Annotated in this window: 11 protein-coding genes; 6 read left to right on the top strand and 5 right to left on the bottom strand. The window is 37.6% G+C overall.

Annotation, left to right across the window (positions count from 1 at the left end):
- Positions 1–6: 6 nt before the first annotated feature.
- From HPE56_RS19620 to HPE56_RS19600, 5 genes are all read left to right on the top strand, one after another.
- Positions 7–1,074, top strand: coding sequence for a 3-oxoacyl-ACP synthase III family protein (locus HPE56_RS19620; protein WP_188245447.1), 1,068 nt, complete (start codon positions 7–9; stop codon positions 1,072–1,074).
- 5 nt (positions 1,075–1,079) lie between these two features.
- Entirely contained in the window at positions 1,080–1,295 is a 216-nt protein-coding gene (locus HPE56_RS19615; protein WP_188245446.1) for an acyl carrier protein, read from the top strand.
- A gap of 190 nt (positions 1,296–1,485) precedes the next feature.
- Positions 1,486–2,589 (top strand): DegT/DnrJ/EryC1/StrS family aminotransferase, encoded by a 1,104-nt coding sequence (locus HPE56_RS19610; protein ID WP_188245445.1) that lies wholly within the window; start codon positions 1,486–1,488, stop codon positions 2,587–2,589.
- Positions 2,582–4,075 (top strand): O-antigen translocase, encoded by a 1,494-nt coding sequence (locus HPE56_RS19605; protein ID WP_188245444.1) that lies wholly within the window; start codon positions 2,582–2,584, stop codon positions 4,073–4,075. Before HPE56_RS19610 ends, HPE56_RS19605 begins: the two co-directional genes overlap by 8 nt.
- A gap of 34 nt (positions 4,076–4,109) precedes the next feature.
- Positions 4,110–5,075, top strand: coding sequence for a glycosyltransferase (locus HPE56_RS19600; protein ID WP_188245443.1), 966 nt, complete (start codon positions 4,110–4,112; stop codon positions 5,073–5,075).
- Positions 5,076–5,131: 56 nt separating this feature from the next.
- Here HPE56_RS19600 and HPE56_RS19595 read toward each other — a convergent pair whose 3' ends face one another.
- Genes HPE56_RS19595 through HPE56_RS19580 form a run of 4 tightly spaced genes read right to left on the bottom strand, consistent with a single transcriptional unit; the run spans position 5,132 to position 11,167 of the window.
- On the bottom strand, positions 5,132–5,992 hold the full coding sequence (locus HPE56_RS19595) for a VOC family protein (RefSeq protein ID WP_188245442.1): 861 nt from the start codon (positions 5,990–5,992) through the stop codon (positions 5,132–5,134).
- A 32-nt stretch (positions 5,993–6,024) separates the two neighbouring features.
- Entirely contained in the window at positions 6,025–8,409 is a 2,385-nt protein-coding gene (locus HPE56_RS19590) for a GumC family protein (protein ID WP_188245441.1), read from the bottom strand.
- Positions 8,410–8,420: 11 nt separating this feature from the next.
- Positions 8,421–9,185: a polysaccharide biosynthesis/export family protein gene (locus HPE56_RS19585; RefSeq protein ID WP_188245440.1), complete on the bottom strand. Its 765-nt coding sequence runs from the start codon at positions 9,183–9,185 to the stop codon at positions 8,421–8,423.
- Between the two features lie 47 nt (positions 9,186–9,232).
- The gene (locus tag HPE56_RS19580) at positions 9,233–11,167 is read right to left on the bottom strand and encodes a polysaccharide biosynthesis protein (RefSeq protein WP_188245439.1); all 1,935 of its coding nucleotides are present in this window, start codon (positions 11,165–11,167) and stop codon (positions 9,233–9,235) included.
- 696 nt (positions 11,168–11,863) lie between these two features.
- Here HPE56_RS19580 and HPE56_RS19575 point away from each other — a divergent pair.
- Positions 11,864–12,898, top strand: coding sequence for an NAD-dependent epimerase (locus HPE56_RS19575; protein ID WP_188245438.1), 1,035 nt, complete (start codon positions 11,864–11,866; stop codon positions 12,896–12,898).
- Between the two features lie 944 nt (positions 12,899–13,842).
- Here HPE56_RS19575 and HPE56_RS19570 read toward each other — a convergent pair.
- Entirely contained in the window at positions 13,843–14,034 is a 192-nt protein-coding gene (locus HPE56_RS19570) for a hypothetical protein (RefSeq protein WP_188245437.1), read from the bottom strand.
- Between the last annotated feature and the right edge of the window lie 359 nt (positions 14,035–14,393).

Raw genomic sequence — 14,393 nt, 5'->3', positions numbered from 1 at the left:
TTCAAGATGAATTTAAAATTTAAGAACAAAAAAATAACCGGAATCCTAACCGTGTTGGGTGAAGATGAAATCAAATTTGACGACGAAATAGCAAACTATGGTTTCTCAAAAGGTCAATCCATGAAACTCAAAATGGTCATGGGTTATAACAAACGACGTGTTGTTAAGCAAGGAACCACGACATCTGATTTATGTGTTTTTGGATTGAATTACCTTTTCGATAAAAAATTATTGGACAAAGATGATATTGATGCGATGATTTTGATTTCACAATCACCGGATCATCTGATGCCTGCAACCAGTTACATAATACATGGAAGACTCGGACTTAAACAAGATATGGTCTGTATTGATATAAATCAAGGTTGTGGAGGATACGTAACTGGTCTTAGCCAGGCCTTTATGCTTTTAGAGCAAGATGAAATCAATAAAGTTGTGGTCCTCAATGCCGACATATTAAGTGCCAAGGTTTCCAAAAGTGATCGAAGTAGTGGTCCATTGACTGGGGATGGCGCTGCCATAACCATTGTTGAGAACGACCCTAACGGTGGTGTCATCCATGGTTCCGTAAAAAGTGATGGAACCGGTGCCGATGCCTTGATAATCCCTGCAGGAGGCTTCAAAATGCCTTCCACTGAAGAAACGGCAAAGTTGGTCACGGATAAATCAGGAAATGTCAAATCATTGGATCATTTAGAGATGAAAGGCGATTTGATTTATAATTTCGTAATACGGGAAGTACCACCAATGATCGATAACTTATTGGATAAAGCGGGTAAAAACAAAGAACAGATTGATTATTTCATGTTCCATCAGCCCAACAAATTCATGTTAAAACAGTTAACCAAGCAATTGGAAGTCCCTGAAGAAAAACTACCGACCAATGTGGTCGAGAATTTCGGAAACGCCAGTAGTGTAACCATCCCTACCACAATAGCACACAATCTTGGTGATCAATTAAAAACTAACTCATATTTAATCTGCATGGCCGGATTTGGAATAGGATTAAGCTGGACATCCATGTTGATGACGTTAGGGAATCTAAGCTTTTGTGAAAAAATTAATTATAAATAGATTTTATGGAAAAATACTTATCAACCATGACGGAATTTTTGGAAGTGGATAGCGTTGATTTAAACGATTCGCTTACGTCCTTTGAGAGTTGGGATTCAATGACCATTTTAATGGTTATTGATTTTTGTGCCGGTGAATATGGGATTAGCTTGTCTGCTGAAGAAATTGAAGGCTCGGAAACCATTCTTGGATTAAAGGAATTGATCGACTCTAAATTGTAAGGCTTACCCAAAGGGAAAATAGATGTTCCAATATCAATTTGAGGTTGTTTGCGAATCATTGCCTTTTAGTATAGAACAGGTTATTGAAATTTGGATTCATTGCACCATATTATATTGCCCTGAGACCAAACCGATCATTCAAATAAACCTTCTTTTGTAAATAACCCGGTAATTTTTAAAATAATATTTTGTGATAAAATTTTTAGATCTTCAAAAAATAAACGCCTGCTATGCCCAAGAGCTAAAACAGGCCGCTGACAGGGTCATTGACTCAGGTTGGTATTTAATGGGAAAAGAACTGGCCTCATTCGAAAGTGATTACAATGAATTTTGCAAAACGGGGCACACTATAGGGGTTGCCAATGGCTTGGATGCCCTTCGGTTGATTCTCAAAGGGTACATAGAACTCGGTATCATGCAAAAGGGTGATGAGGTAATCGTTCCTGCCAATACGTACATTGCTTCAATTTTAGCTGTTACGGATAATGAACTTACCCCTGTATTTGTTGAGCCCAATATAAACACATTTAATTTGGATGCTTCCAAGATTGAAGCTGCCATTACCCCAAAAACAAAGGCCGTCCTTACCGTGCATTTGTATGGTCAAATCTCAATAGATCAGCAGATGTTGGATATCTGTGATAAATATGGTTTAAAACTTATTGAGGATGGGGCTCAATCCCATGGGGCACAATGGCATGGCAAAGTATCTGGTGCTCTTGGCGATGCCGGCGGACATAGTTTTTATCCCGGTAAAAACTTAGGGGCTTTGGGTGATGCCGGTGCGGTCACTACGAACGATGAAAAATTATCCCTTGCCATACGGGCATTGGCCAATTATGGTTCCCACAAAAAATACGAAAATATTTACCAAGGGCTTAACTCACGTCTTGATGAAATACAGGCAGCCTTTTTAAATGTAAAACTGAAATATATACAAGAAGATATAGCGGGCAGGAGAAAAGTAGCTAACTATTATTTGGAGCATATCACCACGCCGTCAATCGTATTGCCAGAGGTTATACATGAAGATGGGCACGTTTGGCATTTATTCGTAATCCGGACAAAAAATAGGGATAAATTACAAAAACACCTGTTAGACCAAGGTGTTCAGACCCTTATCCACTACCCTATTCCTCCCCACAAACAGGAAGCCTATAAAGAATATAAGGATTTACACCTTCCTATTACCGAACAGATACACAAAGAAGTATTGAGTTTGCCCATAAGTGCTGTAATGACCGATGCTGAAATAGAACAAGTGGTCAAATCACTAAATTGTTATAATGACTAAAAACAGTGCTTCAGGTAAAAAAAGCAGTTATAGACAGATTATGAAGGCGACCTCCATTTTTGGGGGTGTTCAAGTTTTCAACATAATAATTTCCATTGTTCGATCCAAAGTCATAGCGCTTTTATTGGGACCGGCGGGGATGGGTATCGCCGGACTTTTAACTTCAACCATTACATTGGTCGGTTCCTTGACCAATTTTGGTTTGAAAACCAGTGCTGTAAAGGATATTGCTGCAGCCAATGAAAGTGAGGATAACCATCAAATTGCAAGTGTTATTGTCGTTATGCAAAGATTGGTCTGGATTACAGGCCTCCTGGGTGCTCTGGTAACCCTTGTGCTTGCACCTTGGCTTAGTGAATTATCGTTTGGAAATACTGACTATACCATAGCCTTTAGGTGGCTTTCAATCACTTTGATATTTAATCAGCTAACTAGTGGACAGTATGTTCTGTTACAGGGTTTACGAAAATTGAACCACTTGGCGAAGGCCAATATGTTGGGTTCTGCTTTTGGTTTATTGATATCAATTCCATTATACTATTATCTTGAATTAGAGGGTATTGTTCCTGCCATCATTTTAACAGCACTTATGACTTTTATCGTAAACTGGCACTTTTCCAGAAAGATAAATATTCAGAAAATCAATGTATCCTTTAAAGAAACAAAAGTTCTAGGAAAGGGAATGATGCTTATGGGGTTTATGCTCAGTTTAAGCGGTATTATGACCTATGGTGAATCTTATATTATCCGAATTTTCATCAGTAATACAGGAGGTATTGAGGAAGTAGGACTATATAATGCCGGTATCGCCATCATAACCAATTATGTGGGTCTAGTTTTTACTGCAATGGCCACTGATTACTACCCTAGACTCTCTGGAGTGGCCCACGATAATGAAAAGGCTACCGAATTGATCAACCAACAGGCCGAAATAGCCATTTTAATATTAGCCCCTATATTGGCCATCTTTTTAATTTTTATCGATTGGGTAATCATTTTATTATATTCCAGTCAATTCATAGGGGTAAGCGCAATGGTTTACTGGGCTGCCCTTGGTATGTTCTTTAAAGCGGCAAGTTGGTCCATAGCTTTTATCTTTCTTGCCAAAGGAGCTAGTAAGCTTTTCTTTTGGAATGAGCTTGTTGCTATAACTATTTTGGGAGGGTCAAATATATTGGGGTATTACTATTGGGGCCTAACAGGTCTCGGTATATCCTTTATCGTTGCCTATGTTATTTACCTTCTACAAGTGTTCCTAATTGCCAAAACCAAATACGGTTTTACCTTCAACCGAGGCTTTGTGAAAATATTTGTTTTTCAATTTATTTTGGCCCTAGGCTGTTTTCTAACAACTAAATTTATTGCAGCACCATGGTCTTATGTTATAGGTATACCTCTTATCTTAACTTCAGTATGGTATTCCTTTAAAGCATTGGACAAAAGAATGAATTTGAAAGGGGTCATAAATAAATTCAGAAAAAAATAATGCATTTAAATAAAATTGTAAAACAGGATAGCTAATGGATAATGAAAATCCCTTAACCCCTTTGGTATCCATTGTGGTGGTTACGTATAATTCGGCCAAATTTGTTTTGGAAACCTTAGAAAGTGCCAAAGCACAATCCTATAAAAATATAGAATTGATTGTTAGTGATGATTGCTCCTCGGACAATACACTGGAATTGTGCAAAAAATGGTTCGCTGAAAATAAGAATCGCTTTAAGAGAACGGAAATAGTTAAAGTTGAAAAGAATACCGGGATAATCGGTAATTGTAATCGTAGTGTTAAAGCTGCAAATGGAGTATGGTTAAAATTAATTGCAGGAGACGATATTTTAATTGAAACCTGTGTTGATGACTTTGTAAATTATTGTAATGCCCATCCCGATTGTAAAGTTCTTTTTGGAAGGGCCTATGCCTTAAGAAATAAAGAACTTACACCATTGCCATTACAGAAAATTGCGTTAGCCAAACCAGAGGAACAAAAAAAAATAGTATTTACCAGCCGACCATGGCCAGGAATCAATGCAACAACAAGCTTCTTTCATAAACCAACACTTATTGAAATAGGTGGTTTTGACACGAATTACCAGGTAATGGAAGATTTACCTATGTGGGTAAGGTTTATAAACAATGGTATTCCTTTCCATTTTATAGATAAGTTCGTAACCCAGTACAGACTTCATGAAGATAATATAAGTGGCAATAGGAGTTCTTTATTTATGAACGAAAGACTGTATGCAGATAAGAAAAAGTACATAAAAAACGTATTGTTTCCCTATAATTTAAAGGAAAGAAATTTTGGATTTATATTACACTTTTACAATTATTTTGCTGTTTCCGAATTAATTCTATTGTTTGGAAACAAAAATAACTTTCTTTCAAAAGTGTTATCCAGATTAATTATTCTCCATTTTATCAGTGAAATAAAGTATAAAACAAATCGATTTTTTAATAAAAATGGGAATTATAAGATGGCCGAATGACCATATATAAATATATATCAGTAGGTAGTATTATACTATTGTTAACGATATTGCACCTATAATTGGTTGTTTTTCTCCACAATTTCAATAAGTAACCCATCAGGCCCTTGTACCAAAAAACTCTTATGATTATAAACGGGATCAAATTTAATATCTTGGGGAATAATCGTACCTGCAGATTTCAGTTCTTTATAAATGGATTCGATATTCCCAAAGGAAAATCCAATATGATCTAAAGCTGACCCTGTAGTTGGCTTTAAACCTTCTTCAGGCCACCAGGCTTCTTTCCCTATCGGTTTTCCAAATACCACAATATCTATGGTATTTACGGTTAAATAATTCCATTTAAAGCCGTTTGGATTTAATGCTGCTTTTCTATACACTGGATCTAACCCTAAGTGCGATTTAAACCAGTTCATTGTTTTATCAACATCAGAGGCCAATAAGTGAATATGTTCAAAGGCATGTCCTTTTTTACGGGTATAAACCTCAACCATTTCTTTGTTGGGACCAAAAAAATACATGAAATGATCATCATCTAGGGCGGTTACGGGCGTATGTACTTCTATGCCTTCCTTTACCCGCCAATCCATCTCCAATTGGGCATCTTCTCCTGACCAACCTATATGCCATAAGCTAGTACCTTGATTGGTCGAAGGTGGTTCCTTGACAGGGTTTAACAATAAGAATAAATTATCGGCAAACAGGGCATCGATATTGCCATTATATCTTACTCTTTTGGCACCAAAATATTTTTCATAAAATGCAAGTGTCGAATCCACATTGGTGACATTTAACCCAATATGATGTAAATTCGCAACATCTGAAACTTTAAATTGCCCAATACTTCGAATCTTATAAATAATATTGGACAGGGTTGACCTGATTTTACGATATACAAATAACAATGTCTTCATGGGAATAATGGGATTATTCTTTCAAGTATCCCTTAAAATTTCCACCACTTTTTGGTGGTTTTACCATAGCCATAACCGTATTTTCCCCCATACCCCAAATTGGAATCCTGTACCCCATTAACGACGAAAGCCAATCCTTTTAGCTTGCCTTCAGCATGCAATTTAAGTGGATAATCCAATACCTTTAATTCGGTCATTCCCGCCCGTGTCACATAGAGTATCTGATCGGCATATTCACTGATCAACAAGGTGTCGGTCACTACTAACAAAGGAGCCGTATCCACAACGATATAATCATATTGATCAACTACCTCATCCAATAACTCCTTCATCCGTCCGTTCATTAATAGTTCTGCCGGATTTGGTGGTATTTTCCCGGAATAAATAACATCGACGGTTTGCTCATGGGCCAACATTGAGGAGATAATATCCTTACCTCCAATTGTAGTGTCCACTAAAAATTCCGTGAGTCCAATATTCTCTTTATTTCGGGCGGGTTTCCCTAATTTATCCACATTTTTACCAGAATAGAATTGATAGATTTTCGGGTTTCGTATATCTGCCCCAATAAGCAATACTTTCTTATTCGTATTGGCAAAGATCATGGCCAAATTAGATGCCAATAACGTTTTCCCTTCCCCGGAAGCACTAGAAGTCACATATATAATATTGCCCCTAACCCCAGGTTTCTTCTTGGATTTAATGATATAATCCAAATTGGTTCTCAATATTCGCAATGATTCTGCCAATACGGTACGTTCCCCTAGCTGTACCAAGGTATTTTCCTTTTTAGAGATCTTGGGTAACTCAGCCAAAACTGGGATATCGCCTGTTAATTTTTCCAAACTCACCTTATTCTCTACCTTATTATCCATCAGATCTTTTACATATATCACAGAGAAAGGCAGAACAAACCCGAAAATCATTGCTGCCAATAAGATAAGTGGTTTCTTAGGGGAAACTGGAAATTGACTTGATAAATAAGCATTATCTATAATTTTTGACTTTGGGGATGCGGATGCAAAGGTAATCTGGGATTCCTCCCGTTTTTGTAGAAGGTATAAATAGAGCTGTTCCGTGGTCTGCTGTTGTCGGGTTATATCGCGTAAGGCCCGTTCATTTTTGGGCGTCGAATAGATTCGTGAATTGATTTTGGATAATTGGCTACTTAAACTATTGACCTGCATTCCTAAATTGTTCGTCACACTACCCAAACTAGACTGCATACTGCGTTTTAAACCCTCCAATTGCTGGTCTAAATTTACAATAATAGGGTTTTTTTCATTGGAACTTTCCAACAATCGCTTGCGCTCCAAGGCCAATTCATTATATCTAGCCGTTGTACTCGCAATAGAGGCATCCGCCAAACCTATATTGGAAGGCAACAACTCATACCCGTCCTGACTATCGATAATATCCTTCATGGAAGAGGCAATATCCAACTGTACCGAAGCATTTTGTAATTCCTGCTGATTGGCAGCCCCTATATTAAGATTGACATTGGTTTGGGTCGCTATATCTGCAATGCCTTTACCAGACTTAAAATCTTCCGCACTTTGATCTACAGTAGATAAATCCCCATAAATATCCGCAATACGATCATTAATAAAATTTGAAGTCCTATCTGCAATGGCTTTTTTGTCATTAACAGCATTCTGATTGTAATTGGCGACCAAGGCGTTTAAAATATCCTTACCCCTTTCAATAATCGGATCATTCAATGTAATAGAGATAATATTGGACATTTCACCAATGACTGAAATATCAATTTTTCTTTGATATACCTCAGCTACTGCGGCCAAAGGACTAACCGCAACTTGATACTTACGCCCATTATATGCTCCTATATTAGGTATATTCGGGGTGATGATTACATCCCCAACACCTGTGGTAACGGGCTTCCCAAAAGATATGGGTTCCATAGGCCCATCTTCCTCATTCGAAAATTGGAAGGTTGTTTCTGAAGATATGGTTATAAAAAACTCACTCTTTGAATTATGTATTATAGAATCCTCTGCAATAAAGTTTACATTAAAGGGTGGATTATTATAAAGCTCCGAACTCTTTATCTGACCAAGGGCTATGATTTTTTTATTCAATCCAAGTTGTTTGACAATATCGATAAGATTAGATCTTGAATTCAATAGTTCTATTTCATCTTCTATCTTGTTTCCTCCACCACCAAAGACATCCAAGTCCCGAAACACATCAAGTTCCGAACCAGAACTTTGATCGTCTAAAATTTGGATTTTGGTCTGTATCTCATATTGGGGAACCGCATAACGTATATTAAATATCCCAAGTACAACTGCAATAATTATTGATAGCAAAAACCATTTCCAGTTCCTTAAATAAGGTTTAAGCATTTCACCTAAGTCCATACTTTTATCGGACATCTTCGAAGTATCAGTTTTCATTAAAATATGGTTTATTGTCTTGAAAGTATGAGAACTGTAGACGTGATTAAGATTGATGCAATGGAAATGGCAATATTGGCCCTGTTATCCAAGGATGAAGCGGTTATTCCAGAACGGTTTGGTTCTACATAAACCACATCGTTTTGGGTTAAATAGAACACCGGGGACTTTACCATTTCCTTTGTTGTTAAATCAATACGGTTATACACCTTGGTTCCGTTAAAATCCCGGATGACCAAAACGTTTTGGCGTACGCCCCGAATAGTTAAATCCCCAGCCATACCCAAGGCCTCCAAAATGGTGATCTGCTCCCCATTGACCGGATAGGTACCTGGACTATTAACTTCCCCTAATACCGTTACCGTAAAATTACGAAGTCGAATATTAATAATAGGATCCTTTAAATAGTCCGAAAGGCGATCTCGCAATAACAAACGCAGTTCCTCAGGGGAAAGCCCTTCTATCTTTAATTTACCTATTACCGGGAAATCAATTTCCCCGGCTTGATCCACCAAATAATCAACTTGTTCTGCTTGAAAACCACCTTCACCAGCTCCTCTAAACAGATTAAACGGTGCACTGGCCTCAGGATTTAATGACGAAATATGGATGGAAACCAAATCATCTACCTTGAACTTGGATACAAAATCATTATTATTTACCAAGGTTTCAAAATCCCCTGTATCTTGAAAGTATACCACCTCTTTTCGCGATGCACAAGAGGTAACAAAGGTAATACCCAATAATAATACAATGGAACGAACGTAAATCTTCATATTTTTAAACATAGTTATGGCTTTTATTGTGCAATTATACTAAAAAATTAGGAGTGTAAAACCTTGAGGTTACTTTTACTGGGCTCCTTGACGTCAGTTGCTTTGTCATGTTTGCACAAATCGGAATTATTGGAGATGTATTCGGGTACGATTTCCTTCATTAACTTTACGGTATCCCCATTGAAGAACATGTTATTGACACAAAGCTCATCAATCTTGGTACGGACGAAATTATAATCCAAATCCCTAACCTTACCGATCATAATTTTTTTGTGATAGGTTGGCATCGTATTTTCTCCATTGGCCAATAATTCCTCATATAATTTTTCCCCGGGTCGCAATCCCGTAACCTTGATATCGATATCCTCTGGGTATCGTAACCCGGATAATTTGATCATATTTTTGGCCAGATCGAATATCTTCACCGATTTGCCCATATCAAAAATGAATATCTCCCCCCCTTTTCCCATGGCCCCTGCTTCCAATACCAATTGGGAAGCCTCTGGGATGGTCATAAAATAACGGGTAATGTCTTTATGTGTCACCGTCAACGGTCCTCCCTTTTCAATTTGCTTTTTAAACAAGGGTATTACAGACCCATTGGAACCGAGAACATTTCCGAAACGTGTTGTAATGAATTTTGTTTTACGCTCTTGTTGCATACAACTGATATACATCTCTGCAATACGTTTGGTAGCCCCCATGACATTGGTAGGATTCACCGCCTTATCCGTGGAGACAAAAACGAACTTATCCACCTTATGTGCTATGGACAAATCCACAATGGCCTTTGTACCTGCAACGTTTATTTTAATGGCCTCATACGAATTGTATTCCATCAAAGGCACATGTTTGTAGGCTGCGGCATGAAAAACCAAGTTTGGCTTATATTCCTGAAAAATATTGTTCATTCTATTTTTATCCCGAATATCAGCGACGATCGGTGTGAAATTCACATGTCCATTCTGCTTCAATTCCTGCTGCAAGTCGTAAAGGGCCGATTCTGCCTGGTCTACGATAATCAATGCTTTGTAATTGTATTTACATAGCTGCCGCACTATTTCACTACCTATAGATCCTGCGCCTCCACTTACCAAAACCACCTTGTCATTTACCTCTTGGCTAATTTTTGAATTGATAATATCTATTGGGGGCCTGTTCAATAAATCTTCAATCTGGACTTGTTTGATCTGTGATGCATTCAATTCCCCATTGATCCAATCTTCAACAGGAGGGACTTTCTTGACAAGAACAGGAAAATCGACCAAACCTTCAACCAATTCCTTAAGTTTATTGGGTTCGATTTGTTGAATACAAAAAACAACTTCAGAAACGTCCTTTTTCAGAATAAAGCTTTCCGTTAAAACTTCCGGAGCATAAACCGTAACACCATTGATTTGTTTTCCTATCTTTTTAGGGTCCCTATCAACATAGCCAATTACCTTGGTATTACTTTTAGTATGGTTGGTAATGGCATCATAGGTCAAAATACCAGACTCCCCCGCCCCATAGATAAGTACCTTCTTACTCGCCTTGAATTCACTTGACAAACTGGAGTAGATAGATTTAAAAATATATCGGGACGCCGTCAGGGCTACAAAGCTGATCAAACTATGGATAATGATAATGGACAATGGAATAGTAAAATTATCAACCAATTCAAACTGCCTATTGGTGATAATCATAAAGATGGCCAGGATACTTGACAGGCAAATAGCATTGAATATGTTATACACATCACGAACCCCCGTGTGGCGTACAACCCCTTTGTATGAACCAATAATCAAAAAAGACACCAATGCAATGCCTAATACGACAGGTAATTGCACCAATAGTTTATTGACTTCAAAATTGAAGGTCAAATTAAAACGGATAAAATAGGACAATAAAAAAGAAGCGGCAACCACCATTAAGTCAATGGCTAAAACCAACCATTTAGAGGCATACCGTTGAGCATTATTGATCAAGTAATTTTGTATCATAGTATTTGGGTCTTGATAATATTAAAAAAGCTTATCAAATTTTATTTTAATTAATTAGGGCCAGTGCACAAGCAAAAAGCACCTTTTACACAAATCCTTTTCCTATTACAACACTGAAAAGCTTTTAACTTTTCAAATCCACATCACAATAGACCTTTAGTAATAATCCAATTGATATTATATACTTTATACAGAAAAAACATTTCTTTATCCCAACTTGGGAGTATAAAGACCAAATATCGTTTACAAAACAATCTTTTCAGATAATCCATATTCTATAAGATACGCCAAAATATCCATAAAACACACTTGTCGAAATGATACATATCATTAATAAATTATATGTATTACCCATACCTATCCACAAAATTGCTGCGAATTTAAAGATAAAGTTACCTCTTAAATCGAAGTCGATGGAATTTTATTAAGATAATTCGGTAAATGTGTTAATAAACTCGGTTTAATGCTTTTTTACCTGTTCCAAGCGTCCTTAAACATTAAAAAAAGTAATAGATAACCACTTAAATTCCTGTTAGTTTCCATAAATGGTATATTCATCATAGCGTAATGTACTTTGTTCCTACGACCCAAAGACCATACCAAACTACTAAATCACATAAGGGACTACCTAATAAATCCGTAACAATTATTTATTAATTACTTACTTTGCACTGAATTTATAAATACAATATCGGCATGAAGATTTTAGTTACAGGCGCCGCTGGTTTTATTGGTTTTCATACCATTAAAAAATTAGTAGCCAACAAACATATCGTTGTGGGTCTTGACAATATCAATGACTATTATGAGGTTGATTTAAAATACGCTCGTTTAAAGGAATTGGGTATCGAAAAGTCACAAGCCAGCCAACTTAATAAACTAACCACTAGTAAAAAACATTCCGGGAGTTATAAATTCATCCGAATGAACCTTGAAGATCGCGAAAAGTTACCTGAACTTTTTAAGTCCGAGGCCTTTGATGTCGTATGCAACTTAGCCGCCCAGGCTGGCGTACGATACAGTTTGGAAAACCCGGAAGCCTATGTAGATAGCAATATCGTTGGTTTTTTAAATATCCTGGAGTGTTGTCGAAATAACAGTATTAAACATTTGGTCTATGCCAGTAGTTCAAGTGTATATGGATTGAACAAAAAAACCCCTTTCGAGACATCGGATAATGTGGACCACCCCATTAGTTTATATGCGGCCTCCAAAAAAAGCAATGAATTAATGGCCCATACGTACAGTCATTTATTTGGTCTACAAACTACAGGACTCCGATTTTTCACAGTGTATGGCCCCTGGGGAAGACCCGACATGGCCCTATTCCTGTTTACAAAAGCCATCCTCGAGGGCGAACCTATCAAGGTTTTCAACAACGGGGATATGGAGCGTGACTTTACCTATATTGATGATATTGTTGAGGGGGTAGTCCGCATAATAGAGAAAACAAAAATAGAAAGAACGATAATACCCGGTTTATATAAGGTATATAACATAGGCAACAATCGTTCGGTAAAGTTGATGGATTTCATCGAAGCTATCGAAAAAGACTTAGGAATTATCGCTAAAAAGGAAATGCTACCCATGCAACCTGGGGATGTCGCAAAAACCTGGGCCAATGTAGATGAACTCATTAAAGATTATGGCTATCACCCCAATACTCCTATACGTGAAGGAATCCATAATTTTATAAATTGGTATAAAAAGTATTATAAGACCCCAAATTAAATTTAGGAATTCAATTTAATTATCTTTAAAATTCCAATGCAACACGCTATGGATTACCCGCAATATTTGTCATTTCGAAGGAGGAACGACCGAGAAATCGTATTACGGCGAGCCAAAATCCTTAAAAGCATGTTGTAGTTAAAAATCAGGATGTGATTCCCCATATACATTCGGAATGACTTCCCGTCATTTCGAAGGAGGCACATCAGGGAAACTACGGATCAATCTAAAAAGTTGGGCGTGAATTAGAAAAAGAAAGCATAAACTAACCCGAAGTTCGTGTTCTGTTCTTTTTTGCATTGCCCAAAAAACGAACCAAAAAACGCTAGGCTGATTTTGAATTTCTTTAAATCCACGCACTTTCCGCGGCCACACCGCCCAGGCCGCTTTCACTAAAGTGAAATGCTCTATGGACGGCTTCCCCACCCAATGCGGAAACCACTTGATTTAAAACGAAATCAAAAATAGGCCGTTCCTTCTTTAGACCCCGTTCAGGGGTATGGAAAATATAGAATTCTTCCTTTCAAGATTAACCACAATTTTTGCATAAACACTACAATTGATCAGGACCCGAAACCACATTGCGGCGAGCCAAAATCCTAAAAAACTCATTGTAATTGAAAAGCAGGATGTGATTCCTTATCTGTATTCGGAATAACTTCCCGTCATTTCGAAGGAGGTACGACCGAATAATCGCATTACGGCGACCAAAATCCTTGAAAAAATACATTGTAATTGAAAAGCAGGAGGTGATTCCCCATATTCATTCGGAATGACCTTCCAGTCATTTCGAAGGAGGAACGACTGAGAAATCCCGGATCAATCTAAAAAGTTGGGTGTATTTTAGAAAAAGAAAGCATAAACTATCCCGAAGTTCGTGTTCTGTTCTTTTTTGCATTGCCCAAAAAACGAACCAAAAAACGCTAGGCTGATTTTGAATTTCTTTAAATCCACGCACTTTCCGCGGCCACACCGCCCAGGCCGCTTTCACTAAAGTGAAATGCTCTATGGACGGCTTCCCCACCCAATGCGGAAACCACTTGATTTAAAACGAAATCAAAAATAGGCCGTTCCTTCTTTAGTACCCCGTTCAGGGGTATGGAAAATATAGAATTCTTCCTTTCAAGATTAACCACAATTTTGGCATAAACACTACAATTGATCAGGACCCGAAATTACATTGCGGCGAGCAAAAATCCTAAAAAGCTCATTGTAATTGAAAAGCAGGATGTGATTCCCATATACATTCGGAATGACCTCCCCGTCATTTCGAAGAAGGCACGACTGAGAAATCACATTACGGCGAGCAAAAATCCTAAAAAGCTCATTGTAATTGAAAAGCAGGATGTGATTCCTCAATATGCATTCGGAATGACGTCCCAGTCATTTCGAAGGAGGCACGACTGAGAAATCGCATTACGGCGAGTAAAAATCCTAAAAAGCTCATTGTAATTGAAAAGCAGGATGTGATTCCTCAATATGCATTCGGAATGAC

The sequence above is a fragment of the Maribacter aquimaris genome (genome assembly GCF_014596745.1).
GTDB lineage: Bacteria > Bacteroidota > Bacteroidia > Flavobacteriales > Flavobacteriaceae > Maribacter_A > Maribacter_A aquimaris.
Note: the sequence above shows the minus strand (reverse complement) of the source record. Positions and strands in the feature narration are given on the sequence as shown.

Bases quoted from the DNA above. Each gene is read 5' to 3' on its own strand.
- HPE56_RS19620 (WP_188245447.1), top strand. From the start codon at position 7: ATGAATTTAAAATTTAAGAACAAAAAAATAACCGGAATCCTAACCGTG.
- HPE56_RS19615 (WP_188245446.1), top strand. From the start codon at position 1,080: ATGGAAAAATACTTATCAACCATGACGGAATTTTTGGAAGTGGATAGC.
- HPE56_RS19605 (WP_188245444.1), top strand. From the start codon at position 2,582: ATGACTAAAAACAGTGCTTCAGGTAAAAAAAGCAGTTATAGACAGATT.
- HPE56_RS19600 (WP_188245443.1), top strand. From the start codon at position 4,110: ATGGATAATGAAAATCCCTTAACCCCTTTGGTATCCATTGTGGTGGTT.
- HPE56_RS19595 (WP_188245442.1), bottom strand. From the start codon at position 5,992: ATGAAGACATTGTTATTTGTATATCGTAAAATCAGGTCAACCCTGTCC.
- HPE56_RS19590 (WP_188245441.1), bottom strand. From the start codon at position 8,409: ATGAAAACTGATACTTCGAAGATGTCCGATAAAAGTATGGACTTAGGT.
- HPE56_RS19585 (WP_188245440.1), bottom strand. From the start codon at position 9,185: ATGAAGATTTACGTTCGTTCCATTGTATTATTATTGGGTATTACCTTT.
- HPE56_RS19580 (WP_188245439.1), bottom strand. From the start codon at position 11,167: ATGATACAAAATTACTTGATCAATAATGCTCAACGGTATGCCTCTAAA.
- HPE56_RS19575 (WP_188245438.1), top strand. From the start codon at position 11,864: ATGAAGATTTTAGTTACAGGCGCCGCTGGTTTTATTGGTTTTCATACC.